Annotated in this window: 18 protein-coding genes, 4 tRNA genes and 1 pseudogene; 21 read left to right on the forward strand and 2 right to left on the reverse strand. The window is 36.7% G+C overall.

Annotation, left to right across the window (positions count from 1 at the left end; translation table 11 throughout):
- Both ACIQ2L_RS12075 and ACIQ2L_RS12080 read right to left on the reverse strand, forming a co-directional pair.
- The coding region (locus tag ACIQ2L_RS12075) for a hypothetical protein (RefSeq protein ID WP_396159147.1) at positions 1 to 1728 on the reverse strand (1728 nt) is incomplete at its 3' end.
- A gap of 459 nt (positions 1729 to 2187) precedes the next feature.
- Complete coding sequence (locus tag ACIQ2L_RS12080; protein WP_396159149.1) at positions 2188 to 2550, reverse strand: hypothetical protein; 363 nt, start codon at positions 2548 to 2550, stop codon at positions 2188 to 2190.
- 130 nt (positions 2551 to 2680) lie between these two features.
- Here ACIQ2L_RS12080 and ACIQ2L_RS12085 point away from each other — a divergent pair.
- From ACIQ2L_RS12085 to ACIQ2L_RS12185, 21 genes and pseudogenes are all read left to right on the forward strand, one after another.
- Positions 2681 to 3331: pseudogene (locus ACIQ2L_RS12085) on the forward strand (tetratricopeptide repeat protein); the annotation flags it as partial.
- 15 nt (positions 3332 to 3346) lie between these two features.
- A complete protein-coding gene (locus ACIQ2L_RS12090) occupies positions 3347 to 4603 on the forward strand; it encodes a sensor histidine kinase (RefSeq protein WP_396159226.1) in 1257 nt (418 codons plus the stop codon).
- On the forward strand, positions 4593 to 5207 hold the full coding sequence (locus tag ACIQ2L_RS12095) for a response regulator (protein ID WP_396159151.1): 615 nt from the start codon (positions 4593 to 4595) through the stop codon (positions 5205 to 5207). The genes ACIQ2L_RS12090 and ACIQ2L_RS12095 overlap by 11 nt, the downstream gene beginning before the upstream one ends.
- 173 nt (positions 5208 to 5380) lie before the next feature.
- Positions 5381 to 5575 (forward strand): 30S ribosomal protein S21, encoded by a 195-nt coding sequence (gene rpsU / locus ACIQ2L_RS12100; RefSeq protein WP_396159153.1) that lies wholly within the window; start codon positions 5381 to 5383, stop codon positions 5573 to 5575.
- 121 nt (positions 5576 to 5696) lie between these two features.
- The gene (locus tag ACIQ2L_RS12105) at positions 5697 to 6590 is read left to right on the forward strand and encodes a tyrosine-type recombinase/integrase (RefSeq protein ID WP_396159155.1); all 894 of its coding nucleotides are present in this window, start codon (positions 5697 to 5699) and stop codon (positions 6588 to 6590) included.
- A 31-nt stretch (positions 6591 to 6621) separates the two neighbouring features.
- Positions 6622 to 6924 carry a ribosome hibernation-promoting factor, HPF/YfiA family gene (hpf, locus tag ACIQ2L_RS12110; RefSeq protein WP_396159228.1) on the forward strand — a complete coding sequence of 101 codons (303 nt, stop codon included), beginning with the start codon at positions 6622 to 6624 and terminating at the stop codon, positions 6922 to 6924.
- 91 nt (positions 6925 to 7015) lie between these two features.
- A tRNA-Thr gene (locus ACIQ2L_RS12115) sits at positions 7016 to 7089 on the forward strand.
- Between the two features lie 23 nt (positions 7090 to 7112).
- Positions 7113 to 7193: transfer RNA gene (locus tag ACIQ2L_RS12120), tRNA-Tyr, on the forward strand.
- A gap of 212 nt (positions 7194 to 7405) precedes the next feature.
- A tRNA-Thr gene (locus ACIQ2L_RS12125) sits at positions 7406 to 7477 on the forward strand.
- Positions 7478 to 7538: 61 nt separating this feature from the next.
- On the forward strand, positions 7539 to 8726 hold the full coding sequence (tuf, locus tag ACIQ2L_RS12130; protein ID WP_396159157.1) for an elongation factor Tu: 1188 nt from the start codon (positions 7539 to 7541) through the stop codon (positions 8724 to 8726).
- A gap of 65 nt (positions 8727 to 8791) precedes the next feature.
- Positions 8792 to 8862 (forward strand) — tRNA-Trp (locus tag ACIQ2L_RS12135).
- Between the two features lie 15 nt (positions 8863 to 8877).
- The gene (gene secE, locus ACIQ2L_RS12140) at positions 8878 to 9075 is read left to right on the forward strand and encodes a preprotein translocase subunit SecE (RefSeq protein ID WP_396159159.1); all 198 of its coding nucleotides are present in this window, start codon (positions 8878 to 8880) and stop codon (positions 9073 to 9075) included.
- A gap of 9 nt (positions 9076 to 9084) precedes the next feature.
- Positions 9085 to 9636 carry a transcription termination/antitermination protein NusG gene (gene nusG, locus ACIQ2L_RS12145; RefSeq protein WP_396159161.1) on the forward strand — a complete coding sequence of 184 codons (552 nt, stop codon included), beginning with the start codon at positions 9085 to 9087 and terminating at the stop codon, positions 9634 to 9636.
- 66 nt (positions 9637 to 9702) lie between these two features.
- Complete coding sequence (rplK, locus tag ACIQ2L_RS12150; protein ID WP_264522323.1) at positions 9703 to 10143, forward strand: 50S ribosomal protein L11; 441 nt, start codon at positions 9703 to 9705, stop codon at positions 10141 to 10143.
- 8 nt (positions 10144 to 10151) lie between these two features.
- Complete coding sequence (gene rplA, locus ACIQ2L_RS12155; protein ID WP_396159163.1) at positions 10152 to 10841, forward strand: 50S ribosomal protein L1; 690 nt, start codon at positions 10152 to 10154, stop codon at positions 10839 to 10841.
- A gap of 23 nt (positions 10842 to 10864) precedes the next feature.
- Positions 10865 to 11365 carry a 50S ribosomal protein L10 gene (gene rplJ / locus ACIQ2L_RS12160; RefSeq protein WP_396159165.1) on the forward strand — a complete coding sequence of 167 codons (501 nt, stop codon included), beginning with the start codon at positions 10865 to 10867 and terminating at the stop codon, positions 11363 to 11365.
- A gap of 52 nt (positions 11366 to 11417) precedes the next feature.
- On the forward strand, positions 11418 to 11792 hold the full coding sequence (rplL, locus tag ACIQ2L_RS12165; RefSeq protein ID WP_396159167.1) for a 50S ribosomal protein L7/L12: 375 nt from the start codon (positions 11418 to 11420) through the stop codon (positions 11790 to 11792).
- 247 nt (positions 11793 to 12039) lie between these two features.
- A complete protein-coding gene (rpoB, locus tag ACIQ2L_RS12170) occupies positions 12040 to 15852 on the forward strand; it encodes a DNA-directed RNA polymerase subunit beta (protein ID WP_396159169.1) in 3813 nt (1270 codons plus the stop codon).
- Positions 15853 to 15959: 107 nt separating this feature from the next.
- Positions 15960 to 20273, forward strand: coding sequence for a DNA-directed RNA polymerase subunit beta' (rpoC, locus tag ACIQ2L_RS12175; RefSeq protein ID WP_396159171.1), 4314 nt, complete (start codon positions 15960 to 15962; stop codon positions 20271 to 20273).
- Positions 20274 to 20441: 168 nt separating this feature from the next.
- On the forward strand, positions 20442 to 20753 hold the full coding sequence (locus ACIQ2L_RS12180; protein ID WP_396159173.1) for a DUF3467 domain-containing protein: 312 nt from the start codon (positions 20442 to 20444) through the stop codon (positions 20751 to 20753).
- Positions 20754 to 21276: 523 nt separating this feature from the next.
- Positions 21277 to 26319 (forward strand): beta strand repeat-containing protein, encoded by a 5043-nt coding sequence (locus ACIQ2L_RS12185; protein ID WP_396159175.1) that lies wholly within the window; start codon positions 21277 to 21279, stop codon positions 26317 to 26319.
- The last annotated feature ends 12 nt before the right edge of the window (positions 26320 to 26331 follow it).

Consider the following 26331-nt stretch of genomic DNA (forward strand, 5'->3'; position numbering starts at 1 on the left):
TTTTACGCTAAGTGTTACCGAGTTAGTACCCACAGCACTATTGAATATAAAACTAGGGTTTGCTATGTTATTAGCTCCAGAAATAGTTACACCTGCAGGTAATGGTGTCCAGTCGTAAGTAGCACCAGTTACTGGAGTAACACCTACGGTAGTGATTGCCGAAGCACTTCTTGCTACGCAATTAGGCGTGCCTGCAGTAAATGTAGGTGCGGCAGGTTGCACATTGATAGTAGTACTAGCAACAGGTGTACTACAAGGTGCAGTTCCTTGTGCTTGAAGCGTAAAAGAACCCGCTGCTGCTCCCGCAGCCGTAACGGTAACCGAATTGGTATTTCCACTAGGGGTAAGCGTGATACCTGCTATAGATGCAGGAACAGTTGACCAAGTTAGCGTAACTCCTACGGCACTGGCATTGATAGTATAGGTATTATTGGTAGGAACAAGAGTAGTGCCACCTCCTATACAATTAGTTGAAGGAGATACAGCTGTAATGGTTGTTGCGGCTGAAAGGCTTCTATTAATTTGGTAATTAAATATTGCAGGATCACAACCGTTGCCAGTGATGGTTAGGGTTAATGTTGCAGGATTGTTGTTACCATTCGTACTTACTGTAGTAGTAGTAGTACTTGTAGTGTTATTGCTAAAAGTCCAACCAGAATTTGGTGCTGACCATGTATAGTTTTGACCCGTTGGAGAGTTAGGGTATGTTATCGTAAATGTTGGTTGTCCAATGGCTAAACAAGCAGAGAAGTTACTATTTAAAGTAGTCAAAGTGGATAGTGTAGTTGCACTAAAGACTGGTGCTACAGGCGCTATTAAAAGAGTTTTAGTAACGCAAGTAGTACGTGTTGGAGTAACTACTTGATTTATAATTGTAAATGGGCCTCCATCGGCGGTGTTTGGATTTACCCTGCCATAGCAGCATCGTAAGGTAAATGTAGAAACAGTTGCGCCAGTTGTAAAAGTAATGGAACTTCTATCGGCAGAAGTGTATGTAGTGCTTGCATTAGCTAAAGCTGCAGGTAAACCACTCCAATAGTAGCTGTCAAAACCTATAGCATCATCGGTATTATCACTAACTATTTGGTCTACCGAGTAGGTGTATTGTGTATTAGGTTTTAAACAATCAGGACCTACTATTTTAGGTACAGCAGCTACAGGTGTAATAGGCGCAACAAGTGTAGTAATAGTTGGATTAAAATTTTTATAGACATTAAAAGTGATGGAGCTTCCACAACCACCAGAGGCCCAGTTTACTCGAACTTGCCCATTGCTTCGAGCCCAGCTTGGATTAGATGGAGCAACTCCTTCAGAAGTTCTATAACGTCTATTATAACTAAGTATAGTTGCAGTTAATCCTGCAGGTGGGTTTGTTGCACCATTGAATCTACCAGTAACACCACCTACGGTATTAGAAGCTGTAGTGTTAGATAAATCACCCAAAAGTGACCAAGTAGCAGTAGTAATTGCCGGTGTAGCTACAGGAGGAATAAAAGTAAAAGTTCCCCCTTGATTTGTTGTAAATGGAGATACTAATAGTATATCAGGCATAGCAACCACCCCACCTTGTCCCACTCGACCAGTTGGGTTAGGGCCTACTGTGCCACCAATACCGGCTACGACTACTCTGCACCCTGCGGGTACTGCTACCACTTGCGCAAAACCAAAGCTTGCGCTCAAAAAAATACTTGCTATCGCAAGGCATTTTAAAATTGAAATTTTTTTCATGTTGTTATTTTTAAATTGTTTGATTAAATTTTGTTCAATTCCTTTTGTTTACCGTGGGAGGAATAGGAACCCACAAGTTCCTATACTTTTTTTGAGTTCTTACTTTCATATCGTAGTATTTTATATCATTTTTCTTTTGGCTATGGTAGAATAACTTACCATTATAGTGTCATTCCGACGCAGGAGGAATCTATGTAAAATCAAAGAGTCAAGATGAAATTCCCTCGCTTGTTTGTGTAGCGCTTTCGATTCCTCCTGCATCAGAACGACAAATAGGGAGCTTTTTTACAGTAATTTCAAAAACTTAAATGGTTTTACTTTATTCAGAAAAATACCAGTGTACTACTGTTTTTTATGTGTTAGTAAATACCCCTGATAATTTGTTTGTTCTTGCCATAGTATAACAGGATTAAAATTTTGCCTATTCTTTATAGTATTTTTGGCTTTAACCTTTACAGTTTATTCTTTTATGAACTGTTTACTAATAATCCATTTTGATTCTTCTTCTTGGTCAAGAAGCAATTGGATATAGTATCGGTCATTTTCGATATTGTCTACTACTATGGTTTCATTGTTGGTAGGAGCAATAGCAACATCTTTTTTTAGTTCGAGATGGGAATTGTAAATTTTGTATCCAATTACGTTGGCTACATCAAGATCAGGCAGAATTTCAATTGAGTTGCTGTTGAGGGCTGATGAAATGGTTACCTTTATTCCGGCACCACCTCCATTTCCCGATGTTGATGTTCCTGTTCCTGAACTGGTTTGTGACCAAATTGGAAGCGAAAAAAATAATACTAGAAGGGTGATTTTTGTTCTCATTGCTTTTTTAGATTTAATTAATTTTTTTCTATAAACTTATTTTAAACCTTAACTCAAAACAATCCCATAAAACAAGGATATTTTATACCCACTTAATGCGATATTTTTAAGGGAAACTGTATATTTGTGTATGATCGCAACGAAGAAATTTAGTGTCATTTTAATTTTACTTCTTTGTATAGTGCATGCTAACGCTCAAAAGAGTAGTGAAAGGGTTAAGAGTGACATTGATTCTTTTTCAAAGTTTTTGGATAAAGATTTAGATGCTGCGCATTATTTTATTCAACGAGCTTATACAAAAAGTATCGTTTTAAAAAATGACTCACTCCTTGCCCGAACCTGCTATAACTTGAGTTATTATCACTATTTAAAAAATAACGTTGACAGTTCAAAGGTCTATTTGAAAAAAGGGCTTGAATTTTCTAAAAAATCGAATTTTAAAAAAATCATCTCGCTTAGTTATATTCAGGCAGGAACAATTGCGGCAGATGAAAATCAGTTTGAAAAAGCCTTAAAATACTATTTATTAGCATTAGACATTGCCGAAAGGAATAATCTTCATAAAAATAAATCGTGCGTTCTGGTTAATTTGGGCAACCTCTCTGTTAGGCAAAAAGACACTTTAAAAGCATTGGAGTATTACCGTCAGAATATAGAAAATGCCATAAAGTACCATTTAAATAATGAACTCATTAGCGGCTATTCCAATACTGCAATATTGTTTGCCTCGAGTGACAAAAAGAAAGCTGCAAAATATTATAACAAAGCACTTTTGATAGCCCGAAAAAATAAGAATTTGTATGCTGAATTTAATTTGCATATCAATTTAAGCGATTTGTATATCAGATATAAAAACGAAAAAGCGCTTAAAGCAGTTTATTATCAATTACTGCAAGCAAAATCCATACAGCAAAAGTTAGACGATTCGAATTTGCTTTTTTTTCTTAATTTTAATTTTGGTGGCTATTATAAACAAAAGAAACAATTTCCTACTGCCATTGAATATTATAAAAAGGCACTAAACACAATAAATAAAAATACACCTTCCAATCAGGTTTTAAATTTATACCATACACTCTCAGAGGCGTATGTTCAAAATAATGATTATAAAAATGCTTTACAGATTAAAGAAAAACAAAATAAACTATCAGAAACTATCTTCACTATAAAAAAAAACAAGGCATTTGATGAAATTCAGACTAAATATGAGGTTGATAAAAAGAATTTAAAGATTCAGCTTTTAACTAAAGATAAAATAATACAGAGCCGCAGAAAGCAAATCATTTTAATTGTTGGCGGAATAATCATTGTTTTTCTACTTATTTTTTTACTCTTTTATAAACAAAGAGTAAAAACACAGAAAATAATTGCCGAAAATGAAAATAAAATTCATTCACAGGAAGTAGCCCGACTAGAAAGCGAAAAGGAATTGAAACGCATTTTAGGGGTGGTTGAAGGGCAAGATCAGGAAAGGAACCGATTGGCACAAGATATTCATGACGGAATTGGCGGTGCTCTCGCGGGTATAAAATTAGAGCTTTCGCAAGTTAATACAAGCTTAAAAAATAATAAAATAGACCAGATAATTACTAAAATGCAAACGGCTTTTAACGAACTCAGATTAATTTCACATAATTTAAGTGTCAGTTCTTTAAAAGAAAAAGAATTTGATTTTTTACTCAATAAGTTAAAAGAAGAATACAAAAGCAGAGGAGAATTTGATACGGAAATAATTATTTTTCCTGAAAACGCAATGAATGCGATATCCCATAATACGCGTTATCAGTTGTTCAGAGTTATACAAGAACTTTTTACAAATACTTCAAAACACGCCAAAGCCAGTAAGGTTGTTTTAAGCTGTACCGTTTTTGATGAACAGATAAACGTAATATTTGAGGATAACGGCAGTGGATTTGATTGTTCAAAAGAAACGGGAATAGGTTTGAGAAATATTCAAGAACGTCTTTCAGTAATAAACGGAACAATAGTTATAGAATCGAATAAGGGCACTGGAACCACAATTATTATTGATATTCCACGCTATGGAAACTAACAATAAAATAAAAATTGCATTAGTTGATGATCATCAAATGTTTCTTGATGGCATGATATCCGTATTATCCAATCAAAAGGAGTTTGAAATAGTGTTTGTAGAAAACAATCCTCAAGTAGCACTTTTAAAAATTAGAACCAATATCCCCGATATCCTTATTTCAGATATTTCGATGCCGGAAATGAATGGTTTGGAATTCATCAAAATGGTAAAAAAGGATTTTCCTCACGTCAAAATATTAGTGCTAAGCATGTTCGATAGCCTTCAGTCAGTTCAGGACATTGATGGTTATTTGTTAAAAGAAACAAATACGGAAGAACTAATCAACATCATTACAGATATTGTTCAAAATGACACGAAACATTTTGGAAGCAGACAAATCATAGAAAATTCCTTCGATTTTAAAAAGTCAATTTTAACAGATAGGGAAAAAGAAGTTATTCAGTTAATTGCCAATGAATGCACAACGGATCAAATTGCCGAAAAATTAAATACCAGCAAAAGCACGATTGAAACCCACCGCAAAAATATTTTCTATAAGCTTCAGGTAAAAAACATTGCGGGTTTAATTAAAAAAGCAATTTATTTGGGAGTGGTGAAATAGCATTGAGAAAATACTTGCCTGCCGGTAGGCAGGGAGAATAGCAAAAATAGTTATGAAGAAAGATTTTTTTTTGGCTCTTTGTTGTTAATGTCTTTATTCTTTTCTCTTTTTTCTTTTTTCTTTAAAAATAATGTTTACTTTTGCGCCACTAAACGAGAGGAGGTGTCTATATTATGTTAATTATACCAATTAAAGACGGAGAAAATATCGATAGAGCATTAAAGCGCTATAAAAGAAAATTTGACAAAACAGGAACTGTTCGTCAGTTGCGTTCACGTCAGGCGTTCATTAAACCTTCAGTGGTTAGAAGAGCACAAATTCAAAAAGCGGCTTACATTCAGAACATGAAAGACGGATTAGAAAGTTAGTCTCTAATTTTTCTAAACATATACTAACCGTGAGTACTTAAAGTTTCATAACTTTGAGGCTAACGGTTTTTTTTATGGAAGTCATTGCGAGGAACGAAGCAATCTCAACATTAATTGTCAGATGAATAATATTAAATCTTTTCATGATTATTTGTTGCTAGAGAAAAACTATTCTCAGCATACCGTTACGGCTTATTTAAATGATATTGGCTTTTTCGAGTCTTTTTTAGCGAATGAATTTGAGGATGACAATTTGATAGCAGTCAATTATAATCAAATCCGGTCTTGGATTGTCTCGCTTTCGGATGATGGGATTTCAAATGCATCCATCAACAGAAAAATTGCTGCTTTAAAATCGTTTTATAAATTTTTGCTAAAAACGAAGCAACTTGATTCGAGTCCATTATTGAAACATAAAGCATTAAAATCTCCGAAAAAAATTCAAATTCCATTTTCGGAAAAAGAACTCGATATGGTTTTGAATCAAATAACCTACAAAGAAGGTTTTGAAGGAGTGAGAGATAAACTTATAGTTGATTTGTTCTATACCACTGGAATTAGAAGAACCGAGTTGATTCATCTAAAAACACAAAATATCGATTTGTCTACTAACACTATTAAAGTTTTAGGAAAGAGAAATAAGGAAAGAATCATTCCAATTTTGCCAATTATTACGGAACAAGTACAAAAATATGTAATCGAAAAATCAAGTATAAAGCAGGATAAAGGGGATGATTACTTTTTTATTTTGTTAAATGGCGTTAAATTAAACGATTCGTTTGTGTATCGATTAATTAATTATTACTTTAGTAATGTCTCCGAGAAGGTTAAAAAAAGTCCCCATATATTAAGGCATACTTTTGCAACTCACTTGTTAAATAATGGGGCAGATATAAATTCAGTGAAAGAATTACTGGGACATTCTAGTTTGGCTTCGACTCAAGTATACACACACAACAGTTTAGCAGAACTTCAAAAAGTATATCACAATGCCCATCCTAGAAACAAAAAGTGATTCTAAATGTTTAATTAATAAAACAATAATTATGAAGGTAAATGTTCATGCAGTTAACTTTACTGTTGACAAAAAATTAGTCGATTTTATAAATGAAAGATTAAGTAAACTTGAAAAATTTTATGATAAAGTTGTCTCTTCTGACGTTTTTTTGAAAGTTGAAAAAACAAGTGAGAAAGAAAATAAAATTGTAGAGGTAAAAATTCACGTTCCAGGAGATGATTTTATGGTCAAAAAACAGTGTAAAACTTTTGAGGAAGCCATAGAGATTTCAGCAGAATCATTAGAGCGATTATTGATAAAAAGAAAAGAAAAAATAAGAACACATATTTAAAATAATTTTTTTTAAAAAATGTTTTGAATAAATAACAAAAAGATATACATTTGCAGTCCGTTAGAAATAGCGGACTTTTTTTATTGATAATGCCAGCGTAGCTCAGTTGGCTAGAGCAGCTGATTTGTAATCAGCAGGTCGTGGGTTCGAGTCCCTCCGCCGGCTCTTTTTTTATTGAAATATGGTTAGGGGAGATACTCAAGCGGCCAACGAGGGCAGACTGTAAATCTGCTGTGTGAACTTCGCAGGTTCGAATCCTGCTCTCCCCACAAGCTTTTAGATAAGAATTTATCCGAAAGTTTACTTTCGAGTAAATTCGGTCTTAAAGTTTGAGTACCGATTTATAGGTACAGGATAATGGAGAGAATCGGAGTAATCCTGCTCTCCCCACAGAATGAAGTTTAAAGTTTAAGGGTTTAAATAGTTTAATGTAAAATGAAACAACTTTAAACTTTTAAACAATTTTAAACAAAATTTCTCTGCCGACTTAGCTCAGGGGTAGAGTGCTTCCTTGGTAAGGAAGAGGTCACGGGTTCAATTCCCGTAGTTGGCTCAAATTAAATTGAAAATTGAACACTAATAAATATATATAACTAAGTTTAAAATTAATTAAAATGGCAAAAGAAAATTTTAACCGTAACAAGCCCCACTTAAACATCGGAACAATTGGGCACGTGGATCACGGAAAAACTACATTAACTGCAGCAATTACAAAAGTATTGTCTGATGCAGGATATTGTCAAGCAAAATCATTTGATCAAATTGATAATGCTCCAGAAGAAAAAGAAAGAGGTATCACTATCAACACGTCTCACGTTGAGTATGAAACTGCTAACCGTCACTACGCTCACGTTGACTGTCCAGGTCACGCGGATTACGTTAAGAACATGGTTACTGGTGCTGCTCAAATGGATGGTGCTATATTAGTTGTAGCAGCTACTGATGGACCAATGCCACAAACACGTGAACACATCCTTTTAGGTCGTCAAGTTGGTATTCCAAGAATTGTTGTATTCATGAATAAAGTGGATATGGTTGATGATGCGGAGCTTTTAGAGTTAGTTGAAATGGAAATCAGAGATCTATTATCTTTCTACGATTATGATGGAGATAATAGTCCTGTAATTCAAGGTTCAGCTTTAGGTGGCTTGAATAATGATCCAGCTTGGACACCAAAAATTCTTGAATTAATGGCGGCTGTAGACATGTGGATTGAAGAGCCAGTTCGTGACGTAGCTAAACCTTTCTTGATGCCAGTTGAAGATGTATTTACAATTACAGGTCGTGGAACTGTTGCTACAGGTCGTATCGAAACAGGTATTTGTAATACAGGTGATCCAGTAGAAATCATCGGTATGGGTGCTGAGAAATTGACTTCTACAGTTACGGGTATCGAAATGTTCCGTCAAATCCTTGATAGAGGTGAAGCTGGAGATAATGCAGGAATCTTGTTAAGAGGTGTTGCAAAAGAAGATATCAAAAGAGGAATGGTTATTTGCAAGCCAGGTTCTGTAAAACCACATGCTAAATTTAAGGCTGAGGTGTACATCTTGAAAAAAGAAGAAGGTGGTCGTCATACCCCATTCCATAATAACTATCGTCCACAGTTTTACGTACGTACAACTGACGTAACAGGAGTTATTACGTTGCCAACAGGAGTGGAGATGGTTATGCCAGGTGATAACTTAACTATTGATGTAGCTTTATTAAGTGCAATTGCTTTGAACATAGGTTTACGTTTTGCTATCCGTGAAGGTGGTAGAACAGTAGGTGCTGGTCAGGTAACTGAAATCTTAGATTAATTTTAATAAAATAGAAATCCAGTGTCGTTTTTTTTTAAAACGACACTGTTTTTTAATAATAATCAACGGGCGTAGTTCAAGGGTAGAATAGCGGTCTCCAAAACCGTTGATGGGGGTTCGAATCCCTCCGCCCGTGCAAAAATAAAATACAATGACAAAAGTTGTTAATTATATATCAGAAGCATTTGAAGAATTAAAATCAAATGTTACTTGGCCAGATTGGTCTGAAGTTCAGCGATTAACTATTGTTGTGGCTGTTTTTTCAATTGTTTTCGCTCTAGCAACATGGGGTGTAGATGAAATGTGTGCCAAAGCAATTGCAGGGATATTTAATTTGATAAAATCATAATTCTCTGAAATGGCCGATAATAATGTAAAAAAATGGTACGTCGTTAGAGCGGTAAGTGGACAAGAGAATAAAGTCAAAGCTTATATCGAAACGGAGATCAATAGATTAGGAATGTCGGATTACATTTCTCAAGTTCTTGTTCCAACTGAAAAGGTTGTGACGGTTAGAGACGGAAAAAAAATTGCAAAAGATAAAGTATATTTTCCAGGGTATGTAATGATTGAAGCTAATTTAGTTGGTGAAATACCTCATATTATAAAATCAATTACTAGTGTAATTGGTTTTTTAGGGGAAGTAAAAGGAGGCGATCCTGTTCCGTTAAGAATTGCAGAAGTTAATAGAATGCTTGGAAAAGTTGACGAGTTAGCTGTCAATGTTGATAATCAAAACATACCATACACTATTGGCGAAACCATTAAAGTAGTAGATGGTCCTTTCAATGGTTTCAACGGAACTATTGAAAAAATAAATGAAGATAAGCGTAAACTAGAAGTAATGGTTAAGATTTTCGGAAGAAAAACTCCATTAGAACTAGCATTTGTGCAAGTAGAAAAAGTATAATTTGTTACACTATTATAAACCGCAAACGTCTGCTTCCACAGACCGCTGCAAATTTTTTAAAAAACAATGGCTAAAGAGATTAGTAAAGTAGTTAAACTACAAGTTAAGGGAGGCGCAGCGAATCCATCGCCGCCGGTTGGACCTGCTCTGGGAGCTGCTGGCGTTAATATCATGGAGTTCTGTAAGCAATTTAATGCTAGAACTCAAGATCAACCCGGCAAAGTGTTACCGGTACAAATTACCGTGTATAAAGACAAATCATTCGATTTTGTTGTAAAAACTCCACCTGCTGCAATTCAGTTATTGGATGCTGCTAAATTAAAATCTGGTTCAGGCGAGCCAAACAGAAAAAAAGTTGCTAACGTAACTTGGGATCAAATTAAAGGAATCGCTGAAGACAAGATGGTTGATTTAAATGCGTTCACAATTGAATCTGCAATGAGCATGATTGCTGGAACAGCTAGATCTATGGGTATAACTGTAACTGGGGATTCTCCTCTAAAATAAGGTAAGAAATGGCAAAATTGACAAAAAAACAAAAAGAGGCTGCTTCAAAAATTGAAAAAAACAAACTGTATTCTTTAAAAGATGCTTCGTCTTTATTGAAAGTTGTTGCTTCAGCAAAATTTGACGAGTCTGTTGACATTGCTGTTCGTTTAGGAGTAGATCCAAGGAAAGCAAATCAAATGGTAAGAGGTGTTGTAACCCTTCCTCATGGAACTGGAAAAGACACTAAAGTATTAGCTTTAGTAACTCCAGATAAAGAAGCAGAAGCAAAAGCTGCGGGTGCTGACTATGTAGGATTGGACGATTACCTTCAAAAAATTAAAGATGGTTGGACTGATGTTGATGTAATCATCACTATGCCAGCTATTATGGGTAAATTAGGTCCGTTGGGACGTGTATTAGGACCAAGAGGCTTAATGCCAAATCCTAAAACTGGAACGGTTACTATGGAAATTGGTAAAGCAGTTGCAGAGGTAAAAGCGGGTAAAATCGACTTCAAAGTTGATAAAACAGGTATCGTTCACGCTGGAATCGGAAGAATCTCTTTCGAAGCTGACAAACTTGTAGATAACGCTCACGAAATTATTCAAACATTAATCAAATTAAAACCAACTGCAGCTAAAGGTGCTTACATCAAGTCAATTCACTTGTCAAGTACAATGAGTCCTGCTATTGCTTTAGATCCTAAAGCAGTATAATTGGTAGTTAAACAAATTTTATTATGACAAGAGAAGAAAAATCAATCGCGATAGAAGATTTAACTGCAAGGTTGGCTGAAAGTAATATTGTATATATTGCGGATACTTCTGGATTAGATGCTGAAACAACTTCAAATTTAAGAAGAGCTTGTTTCAAAGCTGGAATCAAATTAGAAGTAGTTAAAAATACATTGCTTGGAAAGGCAATGGAAGCTTCAAGTAATGATTACGGTGATCTATCATCTGTTTTAAAAGGGAATTCTTCCATTTTTATTGCAGACATTGCTAATTCACCTGCAAAAATCATTAAAGATTTCAGAAAAAAATCAGATAAACCCGCTTTCAAAGGAGCTTACATCAACGGTGAAATATATATCGGGGATAATCTTTTAGATAGCTTGGCATCCTTGAAATCGAAAGAAGAAGTAATTGGAGAAATCATTGGATTACTTCAATCGCCTGCTAAACGTGTTATTGCAGCATTATTAAATAATGCAGAGCAAAAAGGCGCAGTAGCAGAATAATTAGAGCAGACTAAAAAACAATAATTAAAGAACATTTTAAACGATAGAAAAAATGGCAGATTTGAAACAATTCGCAGAACAATTGGTTAACTTAACTGTAAAAGAAGTTAACGATTTAGCTACAATATTAAAAGACGAGTATGGTATCGAACCAGCTGCTGCAGCTGTAGTAGTTGCTGCTGGCGGTGCTGGTGGTGGTGAAGTTGCTGAAGAGCAAACAGAATTCACAGTAGTTCTTAAAGAAGCTGGAGCTTCTAAATTAGCTGTTGTAAAAGCAGTTAAAGAATTAACAGGTCTTGGATTGAAAGAAGCAAAAGATCTTGTTGATGGTGCACCATCTAACATCAAAGAAGGAGTTACTAAAGCAGAAGCTGAAGGTTTGAAAAAATCTTTAGAAGAAGCTGGAGCTGTTGTTGAATTAAAATAATTCAACACTGGCTTTAGAACTAGGTTTAGGCCTTGGACGATGCGTCCAAGGGCCTAAACCATTTTTCGTATAATAAAATTATATCCAGTTTTATTGCTAGTACGAAAAATTTTTGATCGATAACGAAGAAAGAAAATGAGCGAACTTGGTTCATTTTTAAAGATGTATCGGTTTTAAAAAGAAAGTATGGATTACTAGTGTTTCTACACAAAAAATCACTTTTTTTTAATCAAAATTTTGCTCATTGATGATAACAAATCAGACTGAAAGATTGAATTTTGCCTCTACTAAAAACATACCGCAGTATCCAGATTTTCTAGATGTTCAGGTAAAATCTTTTCAAGATTTCTTCCAATTGGAAACAAAATCAGACGAAAGAGGCAACGAAGGTTTATACAACACCTTCATGGAAAACTTTCCAATTACTGATACAAGAAACCAATTTGTATTGGAATTTCTAGATTATTTTGTTGACCCACCTCGTTATACTATTCAAGAGTGTATCGAAAGAGGTCTAACGTATAGCGTGCCATTAAAAGCACGTCTAAAACTATATTGTACTGATCCAGAACACGAAGATTTCGAGACGATAGTGCAGGATGTGTATTTGGGAACTATCCCTTATATGACTCCAAGTGGAACTTTCGTAATCAACGGTGCTGAGCGTGTGGTAGTTTCTCAATTACACCGATCACCAGGAGTTTTCTTTGGTCAGTCTTTTCATGCCAATGGAACAAAGTTATATTCTGCTAGAGTTATTCCTTTCAAAGGTTCATGGATTGAATTTGCTACCGATATCAATAGCGTAATGTACGCTTATATCGATAGAAAGAAAAAATTACCTGTAACCACTTTATTCCGTGCTATTGGATTCGAAAGAGACAAGGATATTCTTGAGATTTTTGACCTTGCAGAAGAAATTAAAGTCTCTAAAACAGGACTTAAAAAATATATCGGTAGAAAATTAGCTGCGAGAGTATTAAACACTTGGCATGAGGATTTCGTAGATGAAGACACTGGTGAAGTAGTTTCTATCGAACGTAACGAAATTATCCTTGACAGAGATACCATTATTGATAAAGATAATGTCGAAGAAATTATCGATTCTAACGTTAAATCTATTTTGTTACACAAAGAAGATGCGAATCAAGGAGATTATGCCATCATCCACAATACGTTACAAAAAGACCCAACAAATTCTGAAAAAGAAGCCGTTGAGCATATTTACAGACAATTGCGTAACGCAGAACCGCCTGATGAAGAAACGGCTCGTGGTATTATAGATAAATTGTTCTTCTCGGACCAACGGTATAACTTAGGTGAAGTAGGTCGTTACAGAATGAACAAAAAACTTGGTTTGGATATCCCAATGGAAAAGCAAGTGCTTACTAAAGAGGATATCATCACCATTGTAAAATATTTGATTGAATTAATTAATGCAAAAGCAGATATTGATGATATCGATCACTTATCAAACCGTCGTGTTAGAACAGTTGGTGAACAATTGTCACAGCAATTCGGAGTTGGTTTAGCACGTATGGCGAGAACTATTCGTGAGAGAATGAACGTTAGAGATAACGAGGTGTTTACACCAATCGATTTGATTAATGCCAAAACATTATCATCGGTTATCAACTCTTTCTTTGGTACCAACCAGTTGTCTCAATTTATGGATCAAACGAATCCATTAGCCGAGATTACGCACAAAAGAAGATTATCAGCACTTGGACCAGGTGGACTTTCAAGAGAAAGAGCAGGGTTTGAAGTACGTGACGTTCACTACACGCACTACGGAAGACTTTGCCCAATTGAAACTCCTGAGGGACCAAATATTGGATTGATTTCTTCTTTAGGTGTTTACGCTAAAGTAAACGGAATGGGATTCATAGAAACACCTTATCGCAAAGTAACTAATGGTGTAGTAGATTTGAATTCGCAGCCAATTTATTTAAGTGCTGAAGAAGAAGAAGGAAAAATGATTGCTCAGGCGAACATTGAAATGGATGCTAAAGGAAAAATTACAGCTGATAAAGTGATTGCCCGTGAAGAAGGTGATTTCCCAGTAGTAGACCCAGGACAAGTTCATTATACAGACGTAGCGCCCAATCAAATTGCATCTATTTCGGCTTCTTTAATTCCTTTCTTGGAACATGATGATGCAAATAGAGCATTGATGGGATCAAACATGATGCGTCAGGCTGTACCACTACTACGTCCCGAAGCACCGATTGTTGGAACTGGTCTTGAAAGACAAGTAGCTTCTGATTCAAGAGTATTGATTAATGCTGAAGGAAACGGAACTGTTGAATACGTCGATGCTAATCTGATTACTATAAAGTATGACAGAACTGAAGCGGAAAGAATGGTGAGTTTTGATCCAGATGAGAAATCATACCAATTAATAAAATTCAGAAAAACGAATCAAAGTACATCTATCAACTTGAAACCTATCGTTAGAAAAGGGGACCGAGTGAAATTGGGACAAGTACTTTGTGAAGGATATGCAACGCAAAACGGAGAATTGGCTTTAGGTAGAAACCTTAAAGTGGCTTTTATGCCTTGGAAAGGATATAACTTCGAGGATGCGATTGTAATTTCTGAGAAAGTAGTTCGTGATGATATTTTCACGTCTATACACGTTGATGATTATTCGCTGGAAGTTAGAGACACAAAATTAGGAAACGAAGAGTTGACTAATGATATTCCTAACGTTTCGGAAGAAGCCACTAAAGATTTGGATGAAAACGGAATGATTAGAATTGGAGCTGAAGTAAAACCTGGCGACATTCTTATCGGAAAAATTACACCAAAAGGAGAATCAGATCCTACTCCAGAAGAAAAATTGTTAAGAGCAATCTTCGGGGATAAAGCGGGAGATGTGAAAGATGCTTCGCTAAAAGCTTCTCCATCATTACACGGTGTGGTTTTAGACAAAAAGTTATTCGCAAGAGCGGTAAAAGATAAAAAGAAACGTACCAAAGATAAAGACGATTTAACGACTTTAGAAATGGATTTCGAAACGAAATTTGTCGAATTAAAAGACAAATTAGTAGACAAATTATTCAACATAGTAAACGGAAAAACATCTCAGGGTGTAATGAACGATTTAGGTGAAGAAGTATTGCCAAAAGGTAAAAAATACACCCTAAAAATGTTACATGCTGTTGAAGATTTCGCTCACTTAACCAAAGGCCAATGGGTTGCTGATGACGAGACGAATACATTAGTAAACGACTTAATTCACAACTACAAAATCAAATTAAACGATTTACAAGGTGCCTTAAGAAGAGAGAAGTTTACCATCACCGTTGGAGACGAATTGCCTGCGGGTATTTTGAAATTGGCTAAAGTTTATATCGCTAAGAAACGTAAACTAAAAGTAGGTGATAAAATGGCGGGACGTCACGGAAACAAAGGTATTGTGGCTCGTATCGTTCGTCATGAAGACATGCCATTCCTTGAAGATGGAACGCCAGTTGATATCGTATTGAATCCACTTGGTGTACCTTCTCGTATGAACATCGGGCAGATTTATGAAACAGTTCTTGGTTGGGCCGGACAAAAATTAGGCAGAACGTATGCGACACCAATTTTTGACGGAGCAACATTAGAACAAATCAATGCACTTACTGATGAAGCAGGTATTCCGCAATTTGGTCATACGTATTTGTATGATGGTGGGACTGGAGAACGTTTCCATCAGGCAGCAACGGTTGGAGTTATCTATATGTTGAAACTTGGACATATGGTTGATGATAAAATGCACGCACGTTCTATCGGTCCATACTCTCTTATCACACAACAACCATTGGGTGGTAAAGCTCAATTTGGAGGTCAGCGTTTTGGAGAAATGGAGGTTTGGGCACTTGAAGCTTATGGGGCATCAAGCACGCTTAGAGAAATTTTGACTGTTAAATCGGATGACGTTATTGGTAGAGCTAAAACTTACGAAGCAATCGTTAAGGGAGAATCTATGCCAGAACCAGGATTGCCAGAATCATTCAATGTATTGATGCATGAATTGAAAGGTCTTGGATTAGACATCAGATTAGAAGAATAATCAAAAAGTAATCAGTGTTCAGTTTATAGTTAACAGCTTTACTGAACACTCATAACTGAACACTGAACACTTTAAAAATAATTTCAATAATATCAATAGTAAAAACTATGATGAATAATAGAAATAATAACAGAGATCCTAAAAATGCCATCAAGAGATTCGACAGAATTTCAATTGGTTTAGCATCTCCAGAATCTATCTTGGCTGAGTCTAGAGGTGAGGTTCTAAAACCAGAAACAATCAATTATAGAACGCATAAACCAGAACGTGATGGTCTTTTCTGCGAACGAATCTTCGGTCCAGTAAAAGATTTTGAATGTGCTTGTGGTAAATACAAAAGAATCCGTTACAAAGGAATCGTTTGTGACCGTTGTGGTGTTGAAGTTACAGAGAAAAAAGTACGTCGTGATAGAGTAGGACACATCAATCTTGTTGTGCCAATTGCTCATATATGGTATTTCCGTTCTTTACCAAACAAGATAGGATACATTCTTGGCTTACCTTCTAAGAAACTAGACATGATTATATACTACGAAAGATACGTAGTAATTCAAGCGGGTATTGCTGTGAATGCTGAAGGGGAATCGTTGCAAAGATTAGATTTCTTAACAGAAGAAGAATACTTGAACATTCTAGATGCACTGCCACAAGACAACCAATATTTGGATGATTTCGATCCGAATAAATTCGTGGCTAAAATGGGTGCTGAATGTATTATGGATTTGTTAGCGAGAACCGATTTGAATGCATTGTCATACGAATTGCGTCACGCTGCTAATAATGAAACTTCCAAACAAAGAAAAACTGAAGCGTTAAAAAGATTACAAGTAGTAGAATCATTCCGTGATTCTAACAAAAACAGAGAAAATCGTCCAGAATGGATGATTATGAAAGTAGTTCCAGTTATTCCACCAGAATTGCGTCCTTTGGTGCCACTTGATGGTGGTCGTTTTGCTACTTCGGATTTGAACGATTTATACAGAAGAGTAATCATCCGTAACAATCGTTTGAAAAGATTAATGGAGATTAAAGCTCCTGAAGTAATCTTAAGAAATGAAAAACGTATGTTGCAAGAATCAGTAGATTCCTTATTTGACAACACACGTAAGGCTTCTGCAGTAAAAACAGAATCAAACAGACCCTTAAAATCACTTTCGGATTCCTTAAAAGGAAAACAAGGTCGTTTTCGTCAAAACTTATTAGGAAAACGTGTAGATTATTCTGCTCGTTCGGTAATTGTTGTTGGGCCAGAAATGAAATTGTTTGAATGTGGTTTGCCAAAAGATATGGCTGCCGAACTATACAAACCATTCGTTATTCGTAAGTTAATCGAAAGAGGAATTGTTAAGACAGTGAAGTCAGCTAAGAAAATAATCGACAAAAAAGAGCCAGTAGTTTGGGATATCCTTGAAAATGTAATCAAAGGACATCCTGTAATGCTAAACCGTGCTCCTACTTTGCACAGACTAGGAATCCAAGCGTTCCAACCAAAACTTATTGAAGGAAAAGCAATCCAATTGCACCCATTAGTATGTACGGCATTTAATGCGGATTTTGATGGTGACCAAATGGCGGTTCACTTGCCATTAGGACCTGAAGCTATTTTAGAATGTCAATTATTGATGTTGGCTTCTCACAATATCTTGAATCCTGCGAATGGTGCACCAATTACGGTTCCATCACAAGACATGGTATTGGGTCTCTATTATATGACCAAAGAAAGATTATCCGTTCCAGAACATAAAATCTTAGGTGAAGGCTTGACTTTTTATTCTGCAGAAGAGTGTAATATCGCTTTAAACGAAGGAAGAGTTGAATTGAATGCTCGTGTAAAAATACGTGCGAAAGATTTTAATGAAAACGGAGAATTAGTATACAAAATTATCCAAACTACTGCCGGTAGAGTATTATTTAATGAAGTAGTACCCGCAGCAGCTGGATATATCAACGAAGTATTGACTAAAAAATCGTTGCGTGATATTATCGGAAAAATCCTTTCGGTAACCGACGTGCCTACAACGGCAGCGTTCCTTGACGAAATGAAAGACATGGGGTATAAATTTGCCTTCAAAGGTGGATTATCCTTCTCATTAGGAGATATTAGAATTCCCGAACAAAAAACGAAATTGATTGCCGATGCAAGAGAACAAGTAGAAGGTATTTCTATCAACTACAACATGGGTCTTATCACCAATAACGAGCGTTATAACCAAGTTATTGATATCTGGACTTCTGCCAATGCACAATTGACTGAATTAGCCATGAAAAACATTAGAGAAGACCAACAAGGTTTCAACTCGGTGTATATGATGCTTGACTCTGGAGCTAGGGGTTCTAAAGAACAAATTCGTCAGTTAACCGGTATGCGTGGTTTGATGGCTAAGCCGAAAAAATCAACTGCAGGTGGTGGTGAAATTATCGAAAACCCGATTCTTTCTAACTTTAAAGAAGGTCTATCAATCTTAGAATACTTTATTTCTACTCACGGTGCGCGTAAAGGTCTTGCCGATACCGCATTGAAAACAGCCGATGCGGGTTACCTTACTCGTAGATTACACGACGTTTCTCAAGACGTTATTGTAAACTCTGTTGACTGTGGTACCTTAAGAGGAATTGAAGTTTCTGCATTGAAGAAAAATGAAGAGATTGTTGAAACTTTAGGAGAGAGAATTCTTGGGCGTGTGGCATTGCATGATGTTATCAATCCGATGAATAATGAAGTTTTAATTCATTCCGGACAACAAATTACCGAAGCAGTTGTTAAAGCGATTGAAGAATCTCCAATTGAAAGAGTGGAAGTTCGTTCTCCTTTAGTTTGTGAAGCGAAGAAAGGTATTTGTGCTAAATGTTACGGTAGAAACTTGGCCACTGGAAAAATGACCCAAAAAGGAGAAGCTGTTGGTGTTATTGCAGCACAGTCTATCGGTGAGCCAGGAACTCAGTTAACACTTCGTACTTTCCACGTTGGTGGAGTTGCGGGTGGCGTTTCGGAAGAATCTACTATTGTAGCACGTTTTGGAGGAAAACTAGAAATCGAGGATTTAAAAACAGTTGTTGGAGAAGACGCTGATGGAAATAAAGTGGATATCGTAGTTTCTCGTTCAACAGAATTGAAATTGGTTGATGCTAAAACAGGTATCTTATTAAGTACACACAACATTCCTTATGGTTCTGTCATCAGTGTGAAAGATGGTGATGTGGTTGCAAAAGGCGCTGCCATCTGCAAATGGGATCCGTATAATGGAGTTATCGTTTCTGAATTTACTGGAAAAATTGCTTATGAAGATTTAGAACAAGGACAATCGTTCCAAGTTGAAATTGATGAGCAAACTGGTTTCCAAGAAAAAGTAATTTCTGAAGGAAGAAATAAAAAATTAGTACCAACATTATTGGTTTATGGTAAAGATGGCGAGTTAATTCGTTCGTATAACTTACCAGTTGGTGCGCACCTTATGGTAGAAGATGGCGAGAAAATTAAAGCTGGGAAAATCCTAGTAAAAATTCCACGTCGTTCTTCTAAAGCGGGAGATATCACAGGAGGTTTACCAAGAATTACCGAGTTGTTGGAAGCGCGTAATCCCTCAAACCCTGCAGTAGTTTCTGAAATTGACGGTGTGGTTTCTTTTGGAAAAATCAAAAGAGGTAACCGTGAAATCATTATTGAATCTAAATTTGGTGAGATTAAAAAATACCTAGTAAAATTATCCAGTCAAATCTTGGTTCAAGAGAATGACTTCGTAAAAGCGGGTGTGCCTTTATCTGATGGTGCAATTACACCAGAAGATATTTTAAGAATTCAAGGGCCATCGGCTGTACAACAGTATTTGGTAAACGAAATTCAAGAAGTATACCGTTTGCAAGGGGTAAAAATCAACGACAAACACTTTGAAGTAGTTATTCGTCAGATGATGCGTAAAGTAAGAGTGGAAGATCCGGGAGATACCTTGTTCCTTGAAGAGCAATTAATTCATACTGCTGATTTCTTAATCGAGAATGATAAATTGTATGGAATGAGAGTGGTTGAAGATGCTGGTGATTCGGAAGTATTGAAGCCAGGACAGATTATTTCGCCACGTGAGTTGCGTGATGAAAATTCGTTATTAAAACGTAATGATAAAAACCAAGTTTCGGCTCGAGAGGTTATTACAGCTACCGCTACTCCAGTATTACAAGGTATTACAAGAGCATCGTTACAAACCAAATCATTCATCTCTGCAGCATCGTTCCAAGAGACTACCAAAGTATTAAACGAAGCAGCCGTTGCTGGTAAAGTTGATACGCTTGAAGGTCTTAAAGAAAATGTTATTGTTGGACATAGAATCCCTGCCGGTACCGGTATGAGAGATTACGATCATACGATTGTTGGTTCTAAAGAAGACTATAACGAGATTATGGCCAGTAAAGAAGAATACATCTATTAATTAAAAGATTAGTAGTTCATAAACAAAAGCCACTATTTTATTTTTAAATTAGTGGCTTTTAATATTAGATATCAATGACAATATCAATGACAATTCCAAAATCTAATATTTAAAATCTAATATTTAAAATCTAAATCTAATATCTAATATCAAAAATCTAATATTAAAATGAGCGATAATAACCAACAACAAGGACAAATCAACATCGAATTAGATGAAAATACAGCTGAAGGAATTTATTCCAACTTGGCCATAATTAACCATTCTGCATCAGAGTTTGTAGTCGATTTTGTAACGATTATGCCCGGAACACCAAAGGCAAAAGTAAAATCGAGAATTGTATTAACCCCGCAACATGCGAAACGTTTTCTGAAAGCATTGGGCGAAAACATACACCGATTTGAAGTTGCCAATGGCGAAATTAAAGATGTAGAACAACCCCAAATCCCTCTGAATTTTGGTCCAGCGGGTCAAGCATAACCCACTATAAAATCTAAAAAACCTCTTCCTTCCAGAAACATCGGATGGAGAGGTTTTTTTTTAATTGCGAATTGTAAGATGTAAGTTCTAAGTGCTCTGTTCTCAGTCCCATCTCCCATCCCATGCCTATCGGCAGGCAGGTTCCATCTTCCATCTTCCATCTCCCAACCCATGCCTATCGGCAGGCAGGTTCCAACTCCCATCTCCCATCTTCCATCTCCTATCCCATGCCTATCGGCAGGGAGGTTCCCTCTCCCAAAAATACAAACATTTCAGTTATTAATAGGTAGGGTAGCTAAATTCACAACTGTTATAAAATCATTTAAAGATAAATACTACACTATAAATTTTTATCTACATTTAAACGGTTAAAATTTTGTTTTATAGAATTTTAATGTATTTTTAGCATCTTTTATTAACTTCAAAAAGTAATGACTTGATAGACACTCGTTTTTCGGGCTTTTTTTTTGATTTATAGAATGCTTTACTCGCTGTTATACATTTTAATATTTTATGCTTAATTATGAAAAATCAATTACTTAAAAGATTATTTTCATTGCAACCATTGCATACACTTTCTGTATTGTTGTTGCTTTTTATGACTTTTGTTTCAGAGAACTCTTATGCGCAACCAACGGTTTTAGGATCGCAGGTTGCAAACGGTGGTTATGTAACTTATGATTTAGTAACTCGTGGTGGCGGTGTTCGTTTTGTGCGCATCAATGCTACTTCTGCAGGATCCGCAGGAGCTCGTAATTGGGAATTTGCAACAGGAACTGCAGGAGCCACAAATTACTCTACCAACTGGAGGCCTTACACAAGTGGCCAACAATTGTCGGGGTTTAATGCTTACATAGATCCTGGATCGGCGGCTTCATCGGCACGATATAATACTGGATTTGGAGGGCAAAGTGGTACTTTACCAGCAATCGCTTCAGGTTCGTATTACACGTTTATTGTAGGCGGGAATAGCACTGCCAACAACTTTATGTCGGTATTGTCTACAACCTACAATCCTAGAGATATTACAGGTGCTTCTCAAAGTCCTGTTGCTGCTTCGGTAGGTGCTGGTCAGCCCGTAACGGTGACGACCACAATTTCGGGCACTTTGAATACTAACGAAACCGTTTTCTTACGGTACTCGAATGATAATTTTGTAACTTCTACGATTACTGCATTTAGTACTTCAGGAACTACATTGACTGCTACTATCCCTGGTGCTTTTAACACCGCAGGAGCTAATGTTTCTTACTATATTTTCTCTTCTAATCAGTCTACAGCTCCTTCGGTGGCTCAGGCGGATTATTTTACTTTAAATTTATACAATTCTTCGGGACAAAACGTCAGCGGAGGTGGAAGCAATTATACTTATACAGTAGGTGCTGCTCCAACTTATACTTGGAACCAAACCGGAACGGCTTCATGGGCAACTCCTGGCAACTGGACGCCAACGAGAACTGTTCTTGGTGTTTTTGATAATATGATTTTTAATAACGGCGCTACTACGACTGTAACCAACATTCCGGTGGAAACAGTTGGTGGATTGTTAGTGTCTGGAAATACCACCGTAAACTTACAACCTGCAGGAGCTAATACTTTAACGATTAGCAATGGCGTTACTGGTGCCGATTTATCGGTAGCTTCGGGCAGCGCTTTGAATGCGAATGGGGCTAGTGCTTTGTCTCTTGCATTGGCTGCGGGAGCAACAGGTAGTATTACTGGAAACATGGACTTCTCAGTTTCTGCAAATAGAATCTTGCCTACGGATAGCAATTCGCTGACATTTAATAGTGGTTCAAAATTGACACAAAATACAGGTAATTCAGGAAATATATTTAATAATTCAGGCACAGCAAATCTTGTTGTTTTTGCCAATGGCTCAACCTTCGATCAAAGAGACGGTGGTAACCCATTTGCGTTGACTCAACCGGCATCTAAGGTTACTTTTCAAACGGGTAGTTTGTATAAACTTTCGATTGCTAATGCACCCGATCTTGCAGGTAGAACATATGCTAACTTTGAATATGATGCAGCCGGTGCCGCTTCGGGCTCAGGAGGTACTGCCTATAGTATTGATAATCTTACAGTCACACAAGGTACTTTAAACTTAAATGTGACAGTTGCTTCAAGTGTTAGAGGGAATATATCTGTAGCAAGCGCTGCTACATTAACTTTTAGCCCAGCTTCTGCGGCAGCGGTGAACTTGAATGGTGCAGGTGTTCAAACAATTTCAAACTCAGGAACTCTAACTGTTGCGTCTAATGCTAACTTAACAGTAGTTTCTGGTTCAACTGTAAATTTTGGAACTTCAGTAATTACTGGAGCTGGAACATTTACTGCAGCAAGTGGTTCAACATTGAGAACAGGAAATACTGCAGGTATTGCTTCTTCTGGAGCAACGGGTTCTGTTCAAACTACAACAAGATCATTTAATGCAGGAGCCAATTATGTTTATAATGGCGTTGCCAATCAAATTACAGGAACTGGTTTACCTGCTACTGTTAATACCTTAACGATTAACAATACGGGGACGTCTCCAAATAATATAGTTACTTTATCTGCAATTACAGCGATCACAGCCACTTCTGGTTCGTTGACTTTAACCGCAGGTCGATTTGATTTGAATGCGAAACAATTGACGATACCAACAGGTGGATCGATTGTTGCTACGGCTGGTGACTTTACCGCTACTGCAGGACCTGTTTTTTTCTTGGGTGCAGGTTCGGTTTCAGGAACAGTTAATTTCCCTACAGTGACGATTGCAGGTGGTGTTAATTTTGGTTCGGCTTCTAATATTGTGACTTCGTTGCAATTTAATTCAGGTGCTTTTGTCAATACGAATGCGCCAACTTACGGAAGTGCTTCTACCTTAATCTATAATACGACGGGAACTTATGGTCGTAACTTAGAATGGAGTGCCACAAGTGGAAAAGGATATCCGAATCACGTACAAATTCAGAACGGGACAACGCTAGATTTAGCCGCAAATGGTTTTGCAGATCGTGCCATAGCAGGAAATTTAAACTTAGGTTTGGATGGATCGCCAAGTGCAGGTTCTCTAACTATGGGGACTACTACCAATAAATTGACTGTTGGTGGTAATGTGGTTATCGGAGGGAATACTACTGGAACTAGCGTGCTTACTTTATCGAGTGCAATCGGTGGCGATATTTACTTGAGTGGCAACTGGGATACCAAAACTAATGGTTCTTACAACTCTAATTCGAGAGCGGTTTTCTTTCAAGGGGCTGGAACGTCAACAGTAACTACTATTGGCGCTGCTACTTTTGATTTCTTGTTTATTAATAAAACAAGTGGTGGAACAGTGAGTTTGGCTAATGATATGACCGTAAACAATAACTTAACTTTAAATGCACAATTGGTTACTAATGCGTTTAAAGTAATTATTCCAACTGGGAACAATGTGACGGCGAATGTCAATGGATGGGTTCGTGGTAACTTACAAAAAAATATTCCAACGGGTACTAATTCTAGAACCTTCGAAATCGGAAGTAGTACTGATTATACACCGGTAACTACTGCTTACAGCGGGGTAACTGGTGCAGGTAATTTGGTGGTATCTACTACAGATAATGATCATCCACAAATTGGTAGCTCTACTTTAGTAGCTACTAAAACAGTAAACCGTTTCTACAGCATTGCAAATAGTGGTGTTACTGGAGGAAGTTATGACGCGACGTTTACTTTCGTTGCAGGTGATGTAGATTCTGGAGTAAGTACATCGGCTTTAGGAATTGCCAATTATGTAAATCCAACATGGACGAACTTGACCATCGGTGCTAGAACGAGTACGACTACACAAGCGACAGGAGTTACTGTTTATGGTGACTTCCAATTAGGAGAAGGTCAAACCACTTGGACTGCAGGCGCAAGCACAACCGCTTGGGCAACTTCAGGAAACTGGTCTAATGGTTTACCAACTTTGCAGTCGAATGTCTTTATAGCAAGCGCTAGTTTTTATCCAGTAATAAGTTCAGATGTTTCTGTTAATTCATTAACAATAAATTCAACTACCTCAGTAATAGTGAACTCTGGATTTGATTTAACAGTAACTAATGCTATAGTAAACAACGGAACGTTAACATTGGAAAACAATGCTAATTTATTGCAAACTACTAATGATACTAATACAGGTTCGGGTTCTACTATAGTACAACGTAACAGCTCACTTTTAAAACGTCTAGATTATACGTTATGGTCCTCGCCAGTTACTGGGCAAGGATTGTATGCTTTCTCTAAGTTTACACTTCCCAATCGTTTTTATGTGTATGATACTGCAACTGATTTATATAATAATTCTGTAGGTTTCAATTTAACGGGTTTACAATACCCTTCTCCTTTGGTTTCACCAAATGGTGTTGATGGAACTGATAATGCTAATGTTCAATTCACTAACGGAATTGGTTATTTGATTAGAGTTCCCTACAATCACCCAACATCTCCAACAGTTTACAATGGTATTTTTACCGGAGTTGCTAATAATGGTCCTATCTCTGCAACAGTATCCACAGCATTAAATGGATTTAACGCTGTAGGAAATCCTTATCCATCTAGACTTAATGTACACAATTTTATAGATGGTAACACCAACATAACCGGACCACTATACTTATGGAGAAAAACGAATACTACAGCAGTATCAACCTCATATGCCACACTTACCAAAACTGCTTATGTAGCCAATGGTTCAGCAGGAGGCGATGCAGGTACAGGTTTCTTCCCTACAGGTGGTGGACAAGAGCAAGATTGGGTTCTTAATATTGGGCAAGGATTTATTGTAAAAGCTACAAGTGGTTCAACCATAAGCTTTACTAATAGTATGAGAAGAAGTTCAAATGCAAATCAGTTTTTTAGAAATTCACAAACAACCACTAGCATAAATAACGGATTGTATTGGTTGAATTTAATTGACAATACAGGAGTTTATAGCCAGATGGCTGTTGGTTACAGTTCAGAGGGAACGATAGCAGATGATAGAGGAATTGATGGGGAAAATATCAATAAAGAATTTTATTTAACTAGTTTAATTGGAGCTGGTGAATATTCTATTCAAGGAAGGCCTGAGTTTGACCCAAGCGATGTGGTGCCTTTGTCTTATAAAGCTCTTACTTCCGGCAATTACAGCATTGCCATCGATCATGCTGATGGTTTGTTCACCAATACTAACCAAGCGATTTACCTCAAAGACAATCTAACGGCTACAGAACATAACTTACAAACAGGTGCTTATAATTTTACTTCTGTAGCAGGTACATTCAATAGTCGTTTCGAAATCATCTATCAATCGCAATTAGGAGTTGGAACGCCAACATTTAACGAGAATACTCTAATTATCTACAACCAAAATAATGATTTTGTGGTTAACACAGGAAATATAGTTATGGCCTCTATAAAAGTATTTGATATCAGAGGTAGATTGTTAGTTGAGAAAAAAGGAATCAATGCAAGTCAAACCATTATTGGTGGTGGATTAGGAAACCAAGTGCTTTTAGTTCAAATTGCTTCCGAAGATGGTGTAGTGGTGACTAAAAAAGTGGTGAGATAAGTTAGTAAAAGA

The sequence above is a fragment of the Flavobacterium sp. genome, assembly GCF_044369455.1.
In the GTDB taxonomy this organism is placed as follows: Bacteria; Bacteroidota; Bacteroidia; order Flavobacteriales; family Flavobacteriaceae; genus Flavobacterium.

What these genes read in the sequence shown, in the direction of transcription:
- ACIQ2L_RS12105 (WP_396159155.1), top strand. Translation starts at nt 5,697, where the DNA reads ATGAATAATATTAAATCTTTTCATGATTATTTGTTGCTAGAGAAAAAC.
- tuf (WP_396159157.1), top strand. Translation starts at nt 7,539, where the DNA reads ATGGCAAAAGAAAATTTTAACCGTAACAAGCCCCACTTAAACATCGGA.
- ACIQ2L_RS12095 (WP_396159151.1), top strand. Translation starts at nt 4,593, where the DNA reads ATGGAAACTAACAATAAAATAAAAATTGCATTAGTTGATGATCATCAA.
- secE (WP_396159159.1), top strand. Translation starts at nt 8,878, where the DNA reads ATGACAAAAGTTGTTAATTATATATCAGAAGCATTTGAAGAATTAAAA.
- ACIQ2L_RS12080 (WP_396159149.1), bottom strand. Translation starts at nt 2,550, where the DNA reads ATGAGAACAAAAATCACCCTTCTAGTATTATTTTTTTCGCTTCCAATT.
- rpoB (WP_396159169.1), top strand. Translation starts at nt 12,040, where the DNA reads ATGATAACAAATCAGACTGAAAGATTGAATTTTGCCTCTACTAAAAAC.
- rplA (WP_396159163.1), top strand. Translation starts at nt 10,152, where the DNA reads ATGGCAAAATTGACAAAAAAACAAAAAGAGGCTGCTTCAAAAATTGAA.
- ACIQ2L_RS12185 (WP_396159175.1), top strand. Translation starts at nt 21,277, where the DNA reads ATGAAAAATCAATTACTTAAAAGATTATTTTCATTGCAACCATTGCAT.
- hpf (WP_396159228.1), top strand. Translation starts at nt 6,622, where the DNA reads ATGAAGGTAAATGTTCATGCAGTTAACTTTACTGTTGACAAAAAATTA.
- nusG (WP_396159161.1), top strand. Translation starts at nt 9,085, where the DNA reads ATGGCCGATAATAATGTAAAAAAATGGTACGTCGTTAGAGCGGTAAGT.
- rpsU (WP_396159153.1), top strand. Translation starts at nt 5,381, where the DNA reads ATGTTAATTATACCAATTAAAGACGGAGAAAATATCGATAGAGCATTA.
- ACIQ2L_RS12180 (WP_396159173.1), top strand. Translation starts at nt 20,442, where the DNA reads ATGAGCGATAATAACCAACAACAAGGACAAATCAACATCGAATTAGAT.
- rplJ (WP_396159165.1), top strand. Translation starts at nt 10,865, where the DNA reads ATGACAAGAGAAGAAAAATCAATCGCGATAGAAGATTTAACTGCAAGG.
- rpoC (WP_396159171.1), top strand. Translation starts at nt 15,960, where the DNA reads ATGATGAATAATAGAAATAATAACAGAGATCCTAAAAATGCCATCAAG.
- rplK (WP_264522323.1), top strand. Translation starts at nt 9,703, where the DNA reads ATGGCTAAAGAGATTAGTAAAGTAGTTAAACTACAAGTTAAGGGAGGC.
- rplL (WP_396159167.1), top strand. Translation starts at nt 11,418, where the DNA reads ATGGCAGATTTGAAACAATTCGCAGAACAATTGGTTAACTTAACTGTA.